The organism is Pseudarthrobacter sp. TE9888, assembly GCF_056279345.1.
On record NZ_JBWBRD010000003.1, the window covers coordinates 1 to 14376 of the forward strand.

The window sequence follows — 14376 nt, forward strand, 5'->3', positions numbered from 1 at the left end:
GATGTGCGTCATAGGCCCGCTCACCATCGGCCCTGGTGGCCTGGTCATGAGCAAAGGCAATGGTCAAATGGGCTTCGCCGGCCGTAACCGGAGGAGCAATGTATTTTCCGCCGCCGCCCAAATTCGTCGATGGAAGGCGACGTGAGCTTTGATGCTGAACTACCGGGTCCGGATGGTAAGAAGCGTTCTCGTAGTCCATCCAGCACCTCTCGACAAACTGCGTCCGCCGCCCCGTCTGATCTTCCAGGATCGACTCGACGGCCAACATATCCAATGCCATCCGAGCCCGTGCGATTTCCAGGACCGCCGTAGGCTCCAGACTTGCCACACGCAGCCCCGATACGGCTCCTGTATCAGCAAGCCCTCCTGAACCAGCGCCTGACAACATTACAAGCGAGAAGCCGATGCGAAAGCCGCCAGGGCGAGCCCGAGCTGGAAGGTGGCGAGCAGCCCGCTGCTTTCGTGCGGCACGGCGCCGCTTCAGCATCTAGCTACAACGAGACGTTGCGCCCCCAGAGACTCTCTGGGGGCGCAACGACTATTCACACAGTATTTCCCAACGATTGGGTATGTTGCCTTTACTCGGCCTTGAAGTAGAAGCGCTTATTTACGAACTCACCCATGCCCAGGGGGCCCATCTCGCGACCGAAGCCGGAACGCTTCACACCGCCGAAGGGGAGTTCGGCAGCCTCGGCTGCAATGACGTTGACATGCGTCATGCCCACCTCAAGCTGAGATGCAATTTTGGCTGCCCGCGCCTCGTCGCGGGAGAACACCGAGCCGCCGAGACCGAAATCGCAGTCGTTCGCGAGCTCAAGCGCTTCTTCATCGCTGGAGACCTTGAAGACAGTTGCGACAGGGCCGAAGATTTCTTCACGGAAGGAAGCCGACTCGCGCTTTACGCCTGTAAGGACTGCGGGGGAGAAGTAGGCGCCCTTGCCTTCAACGAGTTCGCCTCCGATTTCGAGAGTTGCGCCCTCTTCCACAGCACGCTGTACCTGCTCGTTCACCTTTTCGGCGGCAGCACGGCTTGAAAGCGGACCAAAGCCCTTCTCCGGCATGTCCAGGGGATTTCCCGGTACTAAACCGTCCGCGTGCTTCTTAAGCTCAGCGACAAACTCGTCGTAGATGTCGTCCATCACGATGATCCGCTTGTTGGCATTGCAAACCTGGCCGGCGTTGTAGACGCGAAAATTCCATGCTTCAGCGGCGACGGCGGCTACATCGTCGGAGTCAAGCACGATCATCGGGTCTGTGCCACCGAGTTCAAGCACGGCCTTCTTAAGGTGTCGGCCGGCGTGTTCACCAATGATGGCGCCCGCTCGTTCCGAACCGGTCAACGAGACGCCTTGCACGCGAGGATCAGCAATAATCTGTGCTATCTGGTCATGTGATGCGAAGAGGTTCGTGTAAGCGCCGACGGGCACGCCAGCTTCTTGCATGATTTCTTCCATGACCAAGGCTGAGCGGGGGCAGATTTCCGCGTGCTTGAGCAAGATGGTGTTGCCGAGCACCAGGTTCGGCGCCGCGAAACGGGCGACCTGGTAATACGGAAAGTTCCATGGCATGACGCCCAGCAGCACGCCGATGGGCCGGTTCTCGACGATTGCCTTGCCAGGAATCGTGCTTGGAATCTCCTGGTCGACGGCCAGACTCGGGCCGTGAACCCCGTAGTAGCTGATGATCGAGGCGGCGAACTCGAGCTCCTCGATGCCCTCGGACACGGGCTTGCCCATTTCCTGGGCGACGATCTTCGCCAGTTCTTCCTTACGCTCTTCGAAGATTTCTGCAACTCGGCGGACGATGGCTGCACGATCCTGGATGCTTCTGTTGCGCCACTCTTGGTATGCGGCATCGGCATTCTTGAGGGCCTGCTCGACCTGAGCGTCGGTGGCGGTCTCGAAGCTTTCGATAACTTCGCCCGTTGCCGGGTTCTCAACGCGGTACACAGACATGATGCTCCTTCTGCTATTTCGGGTGATGTGGGAGGTCACTGCTTTTCAGCAGCAGCGGGTGGGCGATGGAGAAAACGACCGACCAGGGTCGGTCAGGGTATGGAACTGCATAAAACTGCCCTCCGCCTTGCAACGCTTCTTGAGCTGTCTATCGTCAGCTTTTGCTCATCCAGGGATGCCCCTATACGTCCACGTCTAGAGCTCAGCTTATGCGTATTGCTGATTGTCGTCAATCAGCAATAAGATGGAAGCTCTAGCTGGAAAACCGATTGACGCCACCGCTCGTACTGTCCTACTCTGCTTTTGCGACGGATTGTCAGTCAATCTACAATCTGGCGCCGGGTGGCCCCAGAGATTCCACTAACTCTGCTGCTCTTGGCGCCACTTGCAGCCGCTATTCAGTTTCGTCCTCCAGAAAGGTTGGGAAAGATGGCAGGTGCTGATCCGGGCCGCCCGACTGAGGTGTTGGCCTCAAAGGGCACAGGACTCAACCTGTCTCCGGTCCAGTCGAACACTCGGCGCAACGAGACCACCGAGTTGCTGAGGCGTGCCTTTCTCCGGGGGGACCTCGTACCAGGGCAGAGACTAAAGGAAATCGAACTTTGTGCGGCGCTGAACGTAACCCGGCCCACCCTGCGTGACGCGATGGGCAAGCTCATCCATGAGGGCATCCTCGTTCAGGTCCCTTACAAAGGCGTGAGTGTGGCCGAATTCAGTCCGGAGGAGATTCTCGACGTCGCCGAGATCCGGTTTGCGCTCGAGTCCCAGGCCGCCACGCGCATTGCTAAACAGGACAACGGGCACGGACTGGCGGCGCTGCGGCAAGCCCTGGAGGAACACATTGCGGCCCTGGATACCGGGGACGAAGTGGAGGCCGATTTAGCCCATCTTGAGTTCCATCGAGTTATGTACGAAGCGTCAGACAGCCCGCTGCTTGCACGCATCTGGCCGCTGATTGCAGCCCGCATCCAAATGGCGATAATGACGGACTACGCGGCCAGGCATGATCCTTCGCGGGATAAGGAGCTTCATACACGGTTGGTGGAGGTCATCGAAAACGGCGACGAAGGGGCAATCGTCGAGGAGATACGTCGGCATGTAATTGGGAGCGCGGAGGAAGTCGTGTTCGTGATCGGATCCCAGAGCGCCCGGCCGTCCCGCCAATACGAAAAACAGAACATGGCGACGACGCCGCAAAAAACCATCGGAAATAGGATGATTTCGCTATGAAGGAAGATTCGAGCTCTTGTGAGGGCACGAACGCCTGCGACGATTGCGGGCTGCGAAGCCGCGTGTGGTTCGCAGGCAAGGGGACTGCAGGCTTTAACCACCGGGCCAACCTCAAAGCCGGCGGGCATCTGGGCGAGATGTTCGATGGACGCCCCGTCATAGGGATCGCCAACTCAGCATCCGATCTGGTCCCATGCAACTCCGGGCTCACGGAACTGGCAGAGTGGGCAGTACGCGGTGTTCTGGAAGCGGGAGGTTTCCCCCTGGTCTTCCCGACCATGTCCATCGGTGACTCGATCATGCGGCCAAGCGGCATGATGTACCGCAACCTCATGAGCATGGAGCTGGAAGAGCTCGCCCGCAGCAACCCGATAGACGGACTGGTCCTGCTGACCGGCTGCGACAACACTGCACCCGCCTATGTCATGGGAGCAGCGAGCACCGGCCTGCCGACCATGATGATCCATGCCGGCCCGATGCTCTCGGGGAACTGGCGGGCGCAGACGCTCGCATCGGGCACTGATGTCTACCGCTTGAACGACCAAGCGCGAATGGGTGACCTCGACTCCTCGGACCTCGACCAGGCCGAATACGGTATCTCCAGAAGCGTCGGCACCTGCAACACCATGGGTACGGCGTGCACAATGGGTGCCGTGCTTGAGGCGATGGGGCTGTCGCTGATGGGAACGGCCAATATTCCCGCCGTCGATGCCCGCAAGAAGGCCGCTGCCCAGCGCACCGGACGACGGATTGTGGAGCTCGTCCGAAACCAGACCGGTATCGCCGACATCCTCACGTCTGCGGCGTTCTATAACGGTGCCAGGACAAATGCCGCCATGGGCGGGGGCACGAATACAACCGCGCACCTCGTGGCAATCGCCGGGCGACTTGGCGTGCCTTTCACCATCGACGACATGGAGAAGTACAGCCGGGATGTACCCCTGCTCGCCAACGTTAAGCCATCAGGCGAGTACCTCATGGAAGACTTCTACAATGCAGGCGGCCAGGCTGCGCTGATGAAGGCCATGGGAGAACTTCTCGATACCAGCGCGATCACAGTTTCTGGCAAAACAATCGGCGACGAGGTCGCGTCCGCACGTATTTGGGACCCGGCAATCATCACAACACCTGACAGTCCGTTCAGTACCGCACCGGCTCTTGCAGTGCTGCGCGGGAACCTCGCACCCCGAGGCGCGATCATTAAGGCGACCGCGGCCGACCCGCGCCTGCTGGATCACCGTGGCAAGGCGGTAGTCTTCGAATCCATTGAAGACCTGGACGCTCGATTGGACAGTGATGACCTTGAGGTCGACGCTGATTCCGTACTCGTGCTGCGCGGCATCGGCCCTCGGTCGTATCCGGGCGCGCCGGAACTCGGCAATATTAAGATTCCGCGCAAGCTGCTTGAACAGGGGGTCACCGATATCATCCGCATCTCGGACGGACGGATGAGCGGCACCGCATTCGGCACAGTAGTGCTGCAAGTGACCCCCGAGGCGGCAGTGGGCGGTCCTTTGGCATTGATCCGCGACGGAGACATCATTCACCTCGACGTGGCAAACCGCCGGCTCGACGTAGAGATAAGCGACGACGAGATCGAACAGCGACGACGCGAATGGAACCCGATCGAGGACCAGACCCAACGCGGCTTCCGCCGACTCTACATCGACCACGTACTCCAGGCCGACGAGGGCTTCGACTTCGATTTCCTCCGCGGCTCGTCGGGTGCGCCTCCGATGCTCCGCCGCCCGTACTAACGGCCTTCGGCGTCGGAATGGGCATAAAACGAGCGCTGCTTGTACTTTTCACCTGACGTATCAGGTCTCAAGGCTCTTCCACTACGCCGCAGGTTTTGTTCTCACACTGTTTGCTCCCTTGGAGCCGCTTTGCGCAGCTATGCACCACCCCTTAGCGCCGACTAGCGCGTGCCCAACGAAGGACACACCATTCATGACTGACGTTCTCTGGTTTTCTGACCTTGGCCTGTCCGACCTCGACCAGGTTGGCGGCAAAAATGCTTCACTTGGGGAAATGGTTCGTAGCCTCGCCTCCACCGGGGTGAAGGTTCCAGACGGTTTTGCCACCACGGCCGACGCCTATCGCCGGTTCTTAAGTGAATCGGGTCTCGACGAGCGGATTGAGCATATTCTGCAGGGGCTCGATAGCGACGACGTGACCGAATTGGCCCAGGTCGGCCAGGAAATCCGTGACTTGATTCGCCTCACTGCCTTTCCTGCCGGCTTCGAGGAGCAGATCCGTTCCGCATACACCCACCTGACTGGCCAGCATGGCGCGGATGTGTCCTGGGCTGTGCGCTCCAGCGCCACGGCCGAGGACCTGCCGGACGCTTCCTTCGCCGGGCAGCAGGAAACCTTCCTGAACATCCGCGGCGTGGACAACATCCTGCTCGCCATCAAGGACGTCTTCGCCTCGCTCTACAACGACCGCGCCATCGCCTACCGTGTCCACCACGGATTCACGCACTCGGAAGTGGCACTCTCGGCGGGCGTCCAGCGCATGGTCCGCTCCGACGTCGGGGCCTCCGGCGTGATGTTCACGATGGACACCGAGTCAGGCTTTAACGACGCCGTCTTCATCACCTCCTCCTACGGCCTCGGCGAGGCCGTGGTCCAGGGCGCGGTGAACCCGGACGAGTTCTACGTCCACAAGCCGGCCCTGGCGGCCGGGCGCCCGGCAGTCCTCAAGCGCGGCCTGGGCGAAAAGGCCGTCCAGATGACCTACACCGATTCCGAGGAAGTCGGCCGGACCGTGGACTTCGTTCCGGTGCCGGCTGACCAGCGGCGCCGGTTCAGCCTGACCGACGACGAGGTCCAGCAGCTCGCCCGCCACGCGGTGGCCATCGAGAAGCACTACGGCCGTCCGATGGACATTGAGTGGGGCAAGGACGGCGTGGACGGGGAGCTGTACATCCTGCAGGCCCGCCCGGAGACCGTCGAATCCCGCAAGGCCTCCGGCACTATCTCCCGTTACACGCTCACTGAGCGCTCGAATGTCCTCGCCGAGGGCCGCGCCATCGGCCAGCGGATCGGCGCCGGCCAGGTGCGTGTACTGACCTCCATCGACCAGATGGCCTCGTTCCAGACCGGCGACGTGCTGGTGGCGAACATGACCGATCCCGACTGGGAACCGATCATGAAGAAGGCCGCCGCGATCGTCACCGACCGCGGCGGACGCACCTGCCATGCGGCGATCATCGCCCGCGAACTGGGGATCCCCGCCGTCGTCGGAACCGGAAACGCGTCCCGCGTCCTGGCCGAGGGCACCCCGGTCACCGTGTCCTGCGCCGAAGGTGAGGCAGGCTTCGTCTACGAAGGGTTGCTTGACTACACGCTGCAGGAGACCAGCCTGGACACCATGCCGGAAGCGCCGGTGAAGATCATGATGAACGTGGGCACGCCCGAGCAGGCGTTCAGCTTCGCCAAGCTGCCCAACCACGGTGTGGGCCTGGCCCGGCTGGAATTCATCATCAACCGCCAGATCGGCATCCACCCCAACGCGCTGCTGGCAGTCGCCGGGGAGATCGAACGCCCGGCGTCGCTTTCGGACTACACCGTGCGGGAGATCCGCGAAAAGACCGCAGCCTACGACGGTCCGCGGGACTACTACGTCCGCCGCCTGGCCGAGGGCATCTCCACGATCGCCGCGGCCTTCGCCCCGGAAACGGTGATCATCCGACTCTCCGACTTCAAGTCCAACGAGTACGCCAACCTGCTGGGCGGCCCGGCGTTTGAGCCGTCCGAGGAAAACCCGATGATCGGCTACCGCGGCGCGTCCCGGTACCTGTCGGACTCGTTCCGCCAGGCGTTCGAGCTCGAGTGTGAAGCCCTGAAGTACGTGCGCAATGAAATGGGCCTGTCCAACATCAAGATCATGGTCCCGTTCGTGCGCACCCTGGACGAGGCCCGCGGCGTCATCGAGCTGCTCGCCGAGAACGGCCTGCGCCGCGGCGAGAACGGCCTGGAGATCGTGATGATGTGCGAGCTGCCCGCCAACGCGCTGCTGGCCGATGAGTTCCTGCAGTACTTCGACGGCTTCTCGATCGGTTCCAACGACCTGACCCAGCTGACCCTGGGCCTGGACCGCGACTCGGCGCTGGTGGCCGAAGGCTTCGACGAGCGGAACCCCGCCGTCACCAGGCTGCTAGAGATGGCCATCGCAGCCTGCCGTGCCAAGGGCCGCTACGTCGGCATCTGCGGCCAGGGCCCCAGTGACCACCCGGACTTCGCCGAGTGGCTGCTGGCACAGGGCATCAGCTCCATCTCGCTGAATCCGGACGCCGTTACCGAGACCTGGCTCCGCCTGGCCCGGTCCGGTAACCACACAGCCATCTGAGTGGCAACCAAGCCCGCTGTGGGGGCGGAAGGCGCTGCCGCCCCCACAGTGTTCTTCCTTTCGGACAGCACCGGCATCACCGCCGAGACGCTGGGCAACACCCTGCTGACGCAGTTCCCGGCCCAACACCTGGAACGCCGGAGCATCCCATTCATCACCACCGTGGACCAGGCGGAGGAGGTGGTGGCCGTCATCGATCAGCTTGCCGCCGCCGGCCCGCGGCCAATCGTCTTTTCCACCACCGTGGGCCTGGACATCCGCGCGGTCCTGGCCCGCAGCCGCGGCCACTTTTTCGACCTGATCGGTGCGCACATCGGCCAGCTGGAGCAGGCCCTGCGCGCCTCCGCCAGCGGCCAGCCGGGCAAGGCGCACGGCCTGGGCGACGCCATCCGTTACCGTTCGCGGATGGCCGCCGTCGAGTACGCGATAGAGCACGACGACGGCCAGTCGCTGCGTGCCCTGGAACGCGCCGAACTGATCCTCATCGCCCCGTCGCGCTGCGGCAAGACCCCCACCACGATGTACCTGGCCCTGCAGCACGGCATCCTCGCGGCCAACTTCCCCCTGGTGGAGGAGGACTTCGAAAACCTGGCCCTGCCCAAACCCCTGCAGCCGTTCGCGCACAAGTGCTTCGGACTGACGTCCCTGCCCGTCCGGCTCAGCCAGATCCGGCAGGAACGCCGCCCCGACACTAACTACGCCTCGCTGAACCAGTGCGCCTTTGAGCTGCGGAACGCCGAGGACATGTACCGAGTCAACAAGGTGCCATTCGTGAACTCGGCATCCATGTCCGTGGAGGAAATCTCCGCCACCGTCCTACAACGGATGAAGCTGCACCACTAAAGCATCCACCGGCAGCCATCACGTAGGAAGACGGTCCCGTCCGCCCTCGAATGATCAGTCCCGGCACCCCACAAGATGGTGTGCAGGTCCTCTTTGGAACTGCTCCCCTGCCGGTTTCTAAGAAGCCGATAATGAAGATTCCGTCAACCTGTGGAAGATGAGCGGCGAGGTTCCGCGTCAGCCCACGACCTTTCGGTTCCGGGGCACGGGCAGCGACTGCCGGCAGCTCACGCTTCTCCGTAGCGCCTGGCCGTTATGGTGGTGCCATGGCTTTTGACGCGCATGTTCTCCAGGTTCTCATAGCATCTCCCTCGGATACGAAAGAGGCCCGCGATGAAACGGAAAGAGCCCTTCATGGTTGGAATAGCGCTCGAGCGACACGCGAGCAGGTAATTCTCCTTCCTAGGCGATGGGAGTCGGACTCCGTACCCCGTATGGGGAGCGGCGACGGCCAGGAAGTGATTAACAGTCAGTTGGTCGATGGCAGTGACATCGTAATCGTGATCTTCAATAGCAAGGTGGGGCAGGCTACCCCTCGGGCTATCTCAGGAACCGCAGAAGAGCTTCAGCGTGCCGTGGACCAGGGGAAGCACGTTCACGTTTTCTTCTCGGACGCACCGGTTTCTCGGGACGCCTTGGAGTCGGCGAAGGAGGTTGAGGAGTTCAAAAAATCCCTCGAAGCCAAGGGGCTCTACGGAACTTTCTCCGACGCAGCGGACCTTGCCTACCAGGTCCGAAATGCTATCGAAGCCGATCTCCAAGTAATGGACCTTGCAGCGCCCACCGGCAGGAAAGCAGGACCGGCGGGAGCGGATCCAGTGGCATCCTATGAGTTCCAGCGAGAGCAAGATTTCGATAGCCGCGGCAAGGTTCGCTACAGGACGAGGAATACGCGGCTGGAAGTGACGAACCACGGCGAAGCAGCTGCGGAGGACTTCACGTTCACCCTGACCCCCGTCGACGCCGGCGAACTACCGATGCTGGAGCGAAACGAGATTGGCGTCACCATTCCAGCCAAGGGATCCTTCTCCTACCCCTTGATCCAGCTAGGGGGTGGCGCGAGCGTACTGACTATGGAGATGTCCTGGGCGGAGCGCGGGACATCGAAAACGAAGAGGCAGACAGTCTCCCTCTAAAACGACGTGTTCGCTGTTCGCCGCTACTCACATGGAGCGCGGCTGCCCCTCCGGCACACCGCTGAGCCGTGGAGGCCACTCCCCTGACCATTTTAAAGAGCCGATAGCTTATATTACGTAAAGCTAGCGCTAACGAGGGGTTCCCTGGGGCGCCAATCCGGGCCCCAGTATCACCCGATGCAAGAGGCTCCGGAAGCTGTGCAGAAGCTCGCGCCAGGTTGGCGAAGCCCCGATCAAATAGCGGTTGACCGGAGCTCCAGGAGCATTATGCCCAGCCGAACCTTGAGGTTGCCTGTGAGCTACCTTTACACCTGCCGCTGCTACAGAAGCCCGCAAAACCCTAATGGTAGTCGGACAGCTTTTCGTGGGAGGACGGCGAGGACATCCCTATCAACGCCGGGTAGGAAAGATGGCAGAAGGCCCCGATGATCAGGAGCGACCCGCTCTGAACGGTGCGCTCAGTGCCAAAGCCGCCACTGATAGCGGACGTTATGCAAGGTAAATTGCTTGAACCTTCAAGCAATTGCCCTTTTTAGCCAAACACGCAGGGGTCTCTTACTAAGAGCCGGCGGGCGGCAATACACTGTCTCGCCAGCCGGCTCTTAGCGGAATGGTTACCCGTCCTTTGGCATTTTGGTCGGAAGGCGACGCTTGTCACCAAGGGCGAAACGCGATGGTCCGCACTGGGAACAGCCGGGATCCTGACGCGGCTCATCGATCAGCACTTCCCCGCTTAGGGCATCCGCGTGGAACCACGCCACGTCCAGCCCTTGCGTTGAGAGACCAGTGACGCGCATAAGCCATTCGTTGACCGCATGGCTGGTTGCGACCGAGTTGAGAGTAATGACGCTGGGAGCGTGCACTCCCGGGTCGTCCACATAGCGTTGCCGATCGAGTTGCTCTGCGGAAGTGGCCTCCTCGCGAAGCCGGTCGGAGGAAATCAATCCGTTGCACTTCAAGCAGGCCCCACCGGGACCTACCCGACGACTCACCGCAAAAACGTCGGTGACATCGCCGCTGAGCTTATCGACGGAGATCTTTGCCCCGACCTGGGTGACGGTGATGAGGTACTGGTGAGCTATAGCGTTGACGACCAAACGCGCGGTCGCGCTATCGGCGGAAAGAAACACATGGTCGCAATCCCGCAGGAGCTGCGCCACCTCATGTTCCTCCACGCCGCTTACGATCGCATCAACCCGAATTGCAGGTGAAGCGGTTCGAGCCACCCGTCTGGCCACATGAACCTTCTTCGCTGCGAGGCGATGGCCCAGCTCCCTTATCCAGCTTGGCCGGCGTTCGTCTGTCATCCAGGGGTGAGCATCGGTTCGGCGCGCTCCAACAATCCGCGACAGGTTGGACGTCTCAACCACGTCGGAATCGATCAGAACCAGGTGCCCGACTCCGAGCCGAGCGAGCTGTTCACTGATTAAGGATCCTGCCCCGCCGAGACCGACAACGGCCACTTTCTGCCTTTTGAGTATTTCCTGGCCCCGATCACCGAACAGCCGTGCCTGGCGGTCGTACTCCTGGGAGGCACTCGGTGCTTTACGAGGAGCGGGAGTCAGGATCTGGCGCACCGGGTCGGTAATGACGAGGTGGTCAAGTTCCAATCGCTCCCCTGTGCTTGTCCATAGGTCTCCTGCCACAGCGTCCTCGGCGAAGACCAGAGCTCCTACGACAGGAGCTCCAATCAGCTCGAGAAGACCAGGGTAACCGAGCTCGTGCGATTCCAGATCTGTTTGCGAAAACGCAACGGTTCCCCGTCCTCCGTGGCAGTGAACTGCAAGGTACACAGACTGGTCTTCCGCGAAGCTCAGCGCAGAATCCAGCACAAAGTCAGCGGTCAGCTTTCGATAGCCCTTGGTGCCGGGAACATAATGCTTCCCATCAGACGCAGTCAGGACCTCGCGCACGAGCAAGCGGACCTCCCGCGTCGTGCGTCCAATGCCGCACCTGAGGATTGCCCCATGCTCGTCGCCGTCCCCGGGGAACAGGTGAGCGCGGAGCGTGGCCCAGTGTTCACCACCGATAGTTACCGTCCACATCATCGGTCGGCCAGCCATCTCAGGACCTTCAAGAGCTTGCCTGCTGCCGTATTAGTAGCGCTGTCCAGAACATTCGTGCGACGCGAGAGCTGGGTCGCCATCATCGTGCCACCTGTCCAGCAGCCGATTGACTGCTGGATTCCCTCACCGAGGGGCTGCCCGTCGATGCGGGCGAGGTCAGGTCGCACGAAGTGAGGGTACACGTCCGCTTCGGGATAGTTATAGGGAATCTGGAAGGCAATCCAAGTTTCCCCCTGAGAGAAGGCCGGCCCCGTTGGAACGGGTTCGACCCGCACCCACGCTCCCCCGTCCCCGGTTTCCTCGAAGATAAGTGAGGAATCCGGGAACGAGGTGCGCAGTTCCTCAAGCGCCACCTGCACTTCATCGGTGATCGCCATGAGTGCCCCTAGGAGTTGTCGTCGTCAGCGACGGCGGCGAACTCGATACCCTCACGGATCTCGACAATGTCAGTGTCGCCGATCACCGTGCGATGGTTGCGGTTCTTTATGTGGAACAGCACGTACGTCGGCTGGATGGCAAACCCCAGCGAAATCGCCTCGTGCTTGATTTCCGATCCGGAACTGCGCCCCTTCGGCAGCAGAATCGGCTTCTTATTGAAGACGGCCTCGACAACCTTGGGGTTCTTGATGCGCCCTTCGTTCGACGCGCTGGTTTCGTTTCCAGTGTGGTGCTCGGCTACAGTCATGGCCGAAGCCCCCTTTCAGGCTTCTAGGTGGCGCGATCGGCTTCCAATCGGCGCGCCACCCTACGATTCGAGCATAGATTTTCTATACCCGCTTGGTACAACAATCTAAGTGTACACCAAGTTGGTATAGACTTTGGGGTGTAAAGGTTAGTGGAACTAGGGTTCGGCAGCCAGCAAGAGGCAGAGATGTACAGTGACGTGCAGCACCTCCGGCGCGTGTACGGAGACGTCACGGGCCAGAAAATTTGGTTGCGATTGTCGCAGATTGACGCAGCCGCAAATTTCGCGCGGCTCAGCCGACTTCCGCAGGCCCGCTGTCGGCTGCTTACGTCCGATCACCGTCGCCACTACTCGCTCGCCATTGATGAACTGCGCGTGCTGATTGTGGCCGTGGCGCATCAGCCTGTTCCGTGCCGGTCCGACGGGACGATAGAACTTGAGCAAGTGACCCGACTCAAGTTCATTGCAGTCCAAGAACGGGCGCCGAAAGGATAAGGAAGGGGCATGAACATGGACACCGACATACGAGGTGGCGGCTGGCATCCTTATCGGCCCACCGAGATCCCCGCTCCGGGTGAAACTCTCCGTGAGACGCTTGAATCGCTCGACATGAGCCAGAGCAAACTTGCTTCACGGACAGGACTGACCCTGAAGCACATCAATCAGATCATTCAGGGCAACGCAGCGATAAGCCCTGAAACTTCGCTAGCCCTTGAGAGAGTCACAGGCGTCGAAGCTGACTTTTGGAACTCCCTTGAAGCCAGATTTCAGGACCACCGAGTCCGAGAAGAAGAGGCGGCCCGGCTTGGCAAGCATGAAGAATGGCTCCAGCGCATGCCGCTCTCCGCGCTTCGAAAACTGGGTTACATACATTCGGACAAGCGCAAAGCGGGGGCGCTTCTTCAGGAGGCCTTAGCGTTTTTCGGTGTCGGGTCAATCGAGGCTTGGGAAAAGAGCTGGAACACGCCTGCTGCGGCGTTTCTGCAATCGACAGCCTTTGATGCCGACGCTGGCGCCGTAGCTGCCTGGCTGCGTCTCGGCGAATTGCAGGCAAAAGACATAGATTGTGCACCCTTCGACAGAGTCGTCCTCAGGCGCATACTCCCTGCACTCCGCGCGCTCACAGTGAAGCAGCCAAAGGAATTCTTCCCGGAACTGGTCGCCCTCTGCGCGACCGCAGGTGTCTGTGTCGTACTAGTCCCTGAAGTTACTGGTGCTCGAGCCAGCGGTGCGTCTCGATTCATCTCGCCGTCAAAAGCGCTGATACAGCTAAGTAATCGAGGGAAGCGCAATGACAAGTTTTGGTTTGCCTTGTTTCACGAGCTTGGGCACTTGCTGCTGCATGGAAAGAAAGAGCTATTCGTAGAATTCACAGCTCCAACAGCCAATGTTTCTGCCGCCGAAGCAGAAGCCAACGAATTTGCATCCTCCTTGCTCATACCCAAGCAATACGAGAATCAGCTTCGCGCGATCAAGACCCCTCGTGACGCGGTTGAATTGGCTGAAACTATCGGAGTTGCCCCGGCAATTGTTGCCGGGCGGTATCAACGAGAAACAGAGGACTGGCGTTTTGGTCCGACCCTGTTTCAAAAATTAGAAATAACAACTGGTCCTACCAGCCAAACATCCAGCAATAGGTGACAGTCCTTCACTATCTCCTGTTTCAAGAGAGCCGCGGAACTGGTTGCGTCCCGGGCCGAGGCATACCGAATTCTCAAACACTCGGCCTGGACGCACGTGCTTCCCTGTACTCCTTGTAAGCCGAACTCCTCTAAAGGAATGTACAGCTTAGGGCGACCTGGGCAGTGTTGCAGGATCCACCCATGAATGCCCTAGTTGTGCAGACACTGTCTGCACAACTAGGTATCTCGCTATCCTGCCACCGGTTCGGACGGGCAGGCTTGTTGCTCTGCTTCCGGCAGTGCAACAGGGATGGAAATCGCTTGGAGAACGTGACCCTGTCGTTGGTGACATAGACATAGAAGTTGCGTTGCCACGGGATAGGGCCCGTTAGCCGCACTTACTCGGCTGGACCCGATGTGCACAGCAGCCGAATTGTCCAAAGTTCTATGGACAATTCGACTTCCTCCTGCGCTGGTGGCGCATCC

At 60.6% G+C, this 14376-nt stretch carries 12 protein-coding genes; 6 read left to right on the plus strand and 6 right to left on the minus strand.

What is annotated here, in order from left to right; translation table 11 throughout:
• Together ACZ9J7_RS20485 and ACZ9J7_RS20490 are read right to left on the minus strand one after the other, a co-directional pair.
• The coding region (locus ACZ9J7_RS20485; RefSeq protein WP_476211922.1) for a hypothetical protein at positions 1-199 on the minus strand (199 nt) is incomplete at its 3' end.
• Between the two features lie 379 nt (positions 200-578).
• Positions 579-1955 carry an NAD-dependent succinate-semialdehyde dehydrogenase gene (locus tag ACZ9J7_RS20490; protein ID WP_476211923.1) on the minus strand — a complete coding sequence of 459 codons (1377 nt, stop codon included), beginning with the start codon at positions 1953-1955 and terminating at the stop codon, positions 579-581.
• A gap of 429 nt (positions 1956-2384) precedes the next feature.
• On the opposite strand from ACZ9J7_RS20490, the gene ACZ9J7_RS20495 reads away from it, so the two are divergent.
• The 5 genes from ACZ9J7_RS20495 (at position 2385) to ACZ9J7_RS20515 (ending at position 9517) form a co-directional block, all read left to right on the plus strand.
• Positions 2385-3185, plus strand: coding sequence for a GntR family transcriptional regulator (locus ACZ9J7_RS20495; protein WP_476211924.1), 801 nt, complete (start codon positions 2385-2387; stop codon positions 3183-3185).
• Complete coding sequence (locus tag ACZ9J7_RS20500; protein ID WP_476211925.1) at positions 3182-4942, plus strand: dihydroxy-acid dehydratase; 1761 nt, start codon at positions 3182-3184, stop codon at positions 4940-4942. The genes ACZ9J7_RS20495 and ACZ9J7_RS20500 overlap by 4 nt, the downstream gene beginning before the upstream one ends.
• 193 nt (positions 4943-5135) lie before the next feature.
• Positions 5136-7538 (plus strand): phosphoenolpyruvate synthase, encoded by a 2403-nt coding sequence (gene ppsA / locus ACZ9J7_RS20505; RefSeq protein WP_476211926.1) that lies wholly within the window; start codon positions 5136-5138, stop codon positions 7536-7538.
• On the plus strand, positions 7539-8381 hold the full coding sequence (locus ACZ9J7_RS20510) for a pyruvate, water dikinase regulatory protein (RefSeq protein WP_476211927.1): 843 nt from the start codon (positions 7539-7541) through the stop codon (positions 8379-8381).
• Between the two features lie 266 nt (positions 8382-8647).
• Positions 8648-9517 (plus strand): hypothetical protein, encoded by an 870-nt coding sequence (locus ACZ9J7_RS20515; protein WP_476211928.1) that lies wholly within the window; start codon positions 8648-8650, stop codon positions 9515-9517.
• Between the two features lie 614 nt (positions 9518-10131).
• Here the strand turns inward: ACZ9J7_RS20515 and ACZ9J7_RS20520 are convergent.
• From ACZ9J7_RS20520 to ACZ9J7_RS20535, 4 genes are all read right to left on the minus strand, one after another.
• Positions 10132-11430: a HesA/MoeB/ThiF family protein gene (locus ACZ9J7_RS20520; RefSeq protein WP_476212007.1), complete on the minus strand. Its 1299-nt coding sequence runs from the start codon at positions 11428-11430 to the stop codon at positions 10132-10134.
• Positions 11431-11561: 131 nt separating this feature from the next.
• Complete coding sequence (locus ACZ9J7_RS20525) at positions 11562-11960, minus strand: hypothetical protein (RefSeq protein WP_476211929.1); 399 nt, start codon at positions 11958-11960, stop codon at positions 11562-11564.
• 8 nt (positions 11961-11968) lie between these two features.
• The gene (locus tag ACZ9J7_RS20530) at positions 11969-12268 is read right to left on the minus strand and encodes a hypothetical protein (protein WP_476211930.1); all 300 of its coding nucleotides are present in this window, start codon (positions 12266-12268) and stop codon (positions 11969-11971) included.
• A 156-nt stretch (positions 12269-12424) separates the two neighbouring features.
• Positions 12425-12667 carry a hypothetical protein gene (locus ACZ9J7_RS20535; protein WP_476211931.1) on the minus strand — a complete coding sequence of 81 codons (243 nt, stop codon included), beginning with the start codon at positions 12665-12667 and terminating at the stop codon, positions 12425-12427.
• Between the two features lie 105 nt (positions 12668-12772).
• On the opposite strand from ACZ9J7_RS20535, the gene ACZ9J7_RS20540 reads away from it, so the two are divergent.
• On the plus strand, positions 12773-13909 hold the full coding sequence (locus ACZ9J7_RS20540) for a HigA family addiction module antitoxin (protein WP_476211932.1): 1137 nt from the start codon (positions 12773-12775) through the stop codon (positions 13907-13909).
• Positions 13910-14376 lie beyond the last annotated feature (467 nt).

Excerpts from the sequence above, each read along its gene's own strand:
- ACZ9J7_RS20540 (WP_476211932.1), top strand. The coding sequence starts at position 12,773 with ATGAACATGGACACCGACATACGAGGTGGCGGCTGGCATCCTTATCGG.
- ACZ9J7_RS20515 (WP_476211928.1), top strand. The coding sequence starts at position 8,648 with ATGGCTTTTGACGCGCATGTTCTCCAGGTTCTCATAGCATCTCCCTCG.
- ACZ9J7_RS20490 (WP_476211923.1), bottom strand. The coding sequence starts at position 1,955 with ATGTCTGTGTACCGCGTTGAGAACCCGGCAACGGGCGAAGTTATCGAA.
- ACZ9J7_RS20525 (WP_476211929.1), bottom strand. The coding sequence starts at position 11,960 with ATGGCGATCACCGATGAAGTGCAGGTGGCGCTTGAGGAACTGCGCACC.
- ACZ9J7_RS20495 (WP_476211924.1), top strand. The coding sequence starts at position 2,385 with ATGGCAGGTGCTGATCCGGGCCGCCCGACTGAGGTGTTGGCCTCAAAG.
- ACZ9J7_RS20530 (WP_476211930.1), bottom strand. The coding sequence starts at position 12,268 with ATGACTGTAGCCGAGCACCACACTGGAAACGAAACCAGCGCGTCGAAC.
- ACZ9J7_RS20500 (WP_476211925.1), top strand. The coding sequence starts at position 3,182 with ATGAAGGAAGATTCGAGCTCTTGTGAGGGCACGAACGCCTGCGACGAT.
- ACZ9J7_RS20535 (WP_476211931.1), bottom strand. The coding sequence starts at position 12,667 with ATGCGCCACGGCCACAATCAGCACGCGCAGTTCATCAATGGCGAGCGA.
- ppsA (WP_476211926.1), top strand. The coding sequence starts at position 5,136 with ATGACTGACGTTCTCTGGTTTTCTGACCTTGGCCTGTCCGACCTCGAC.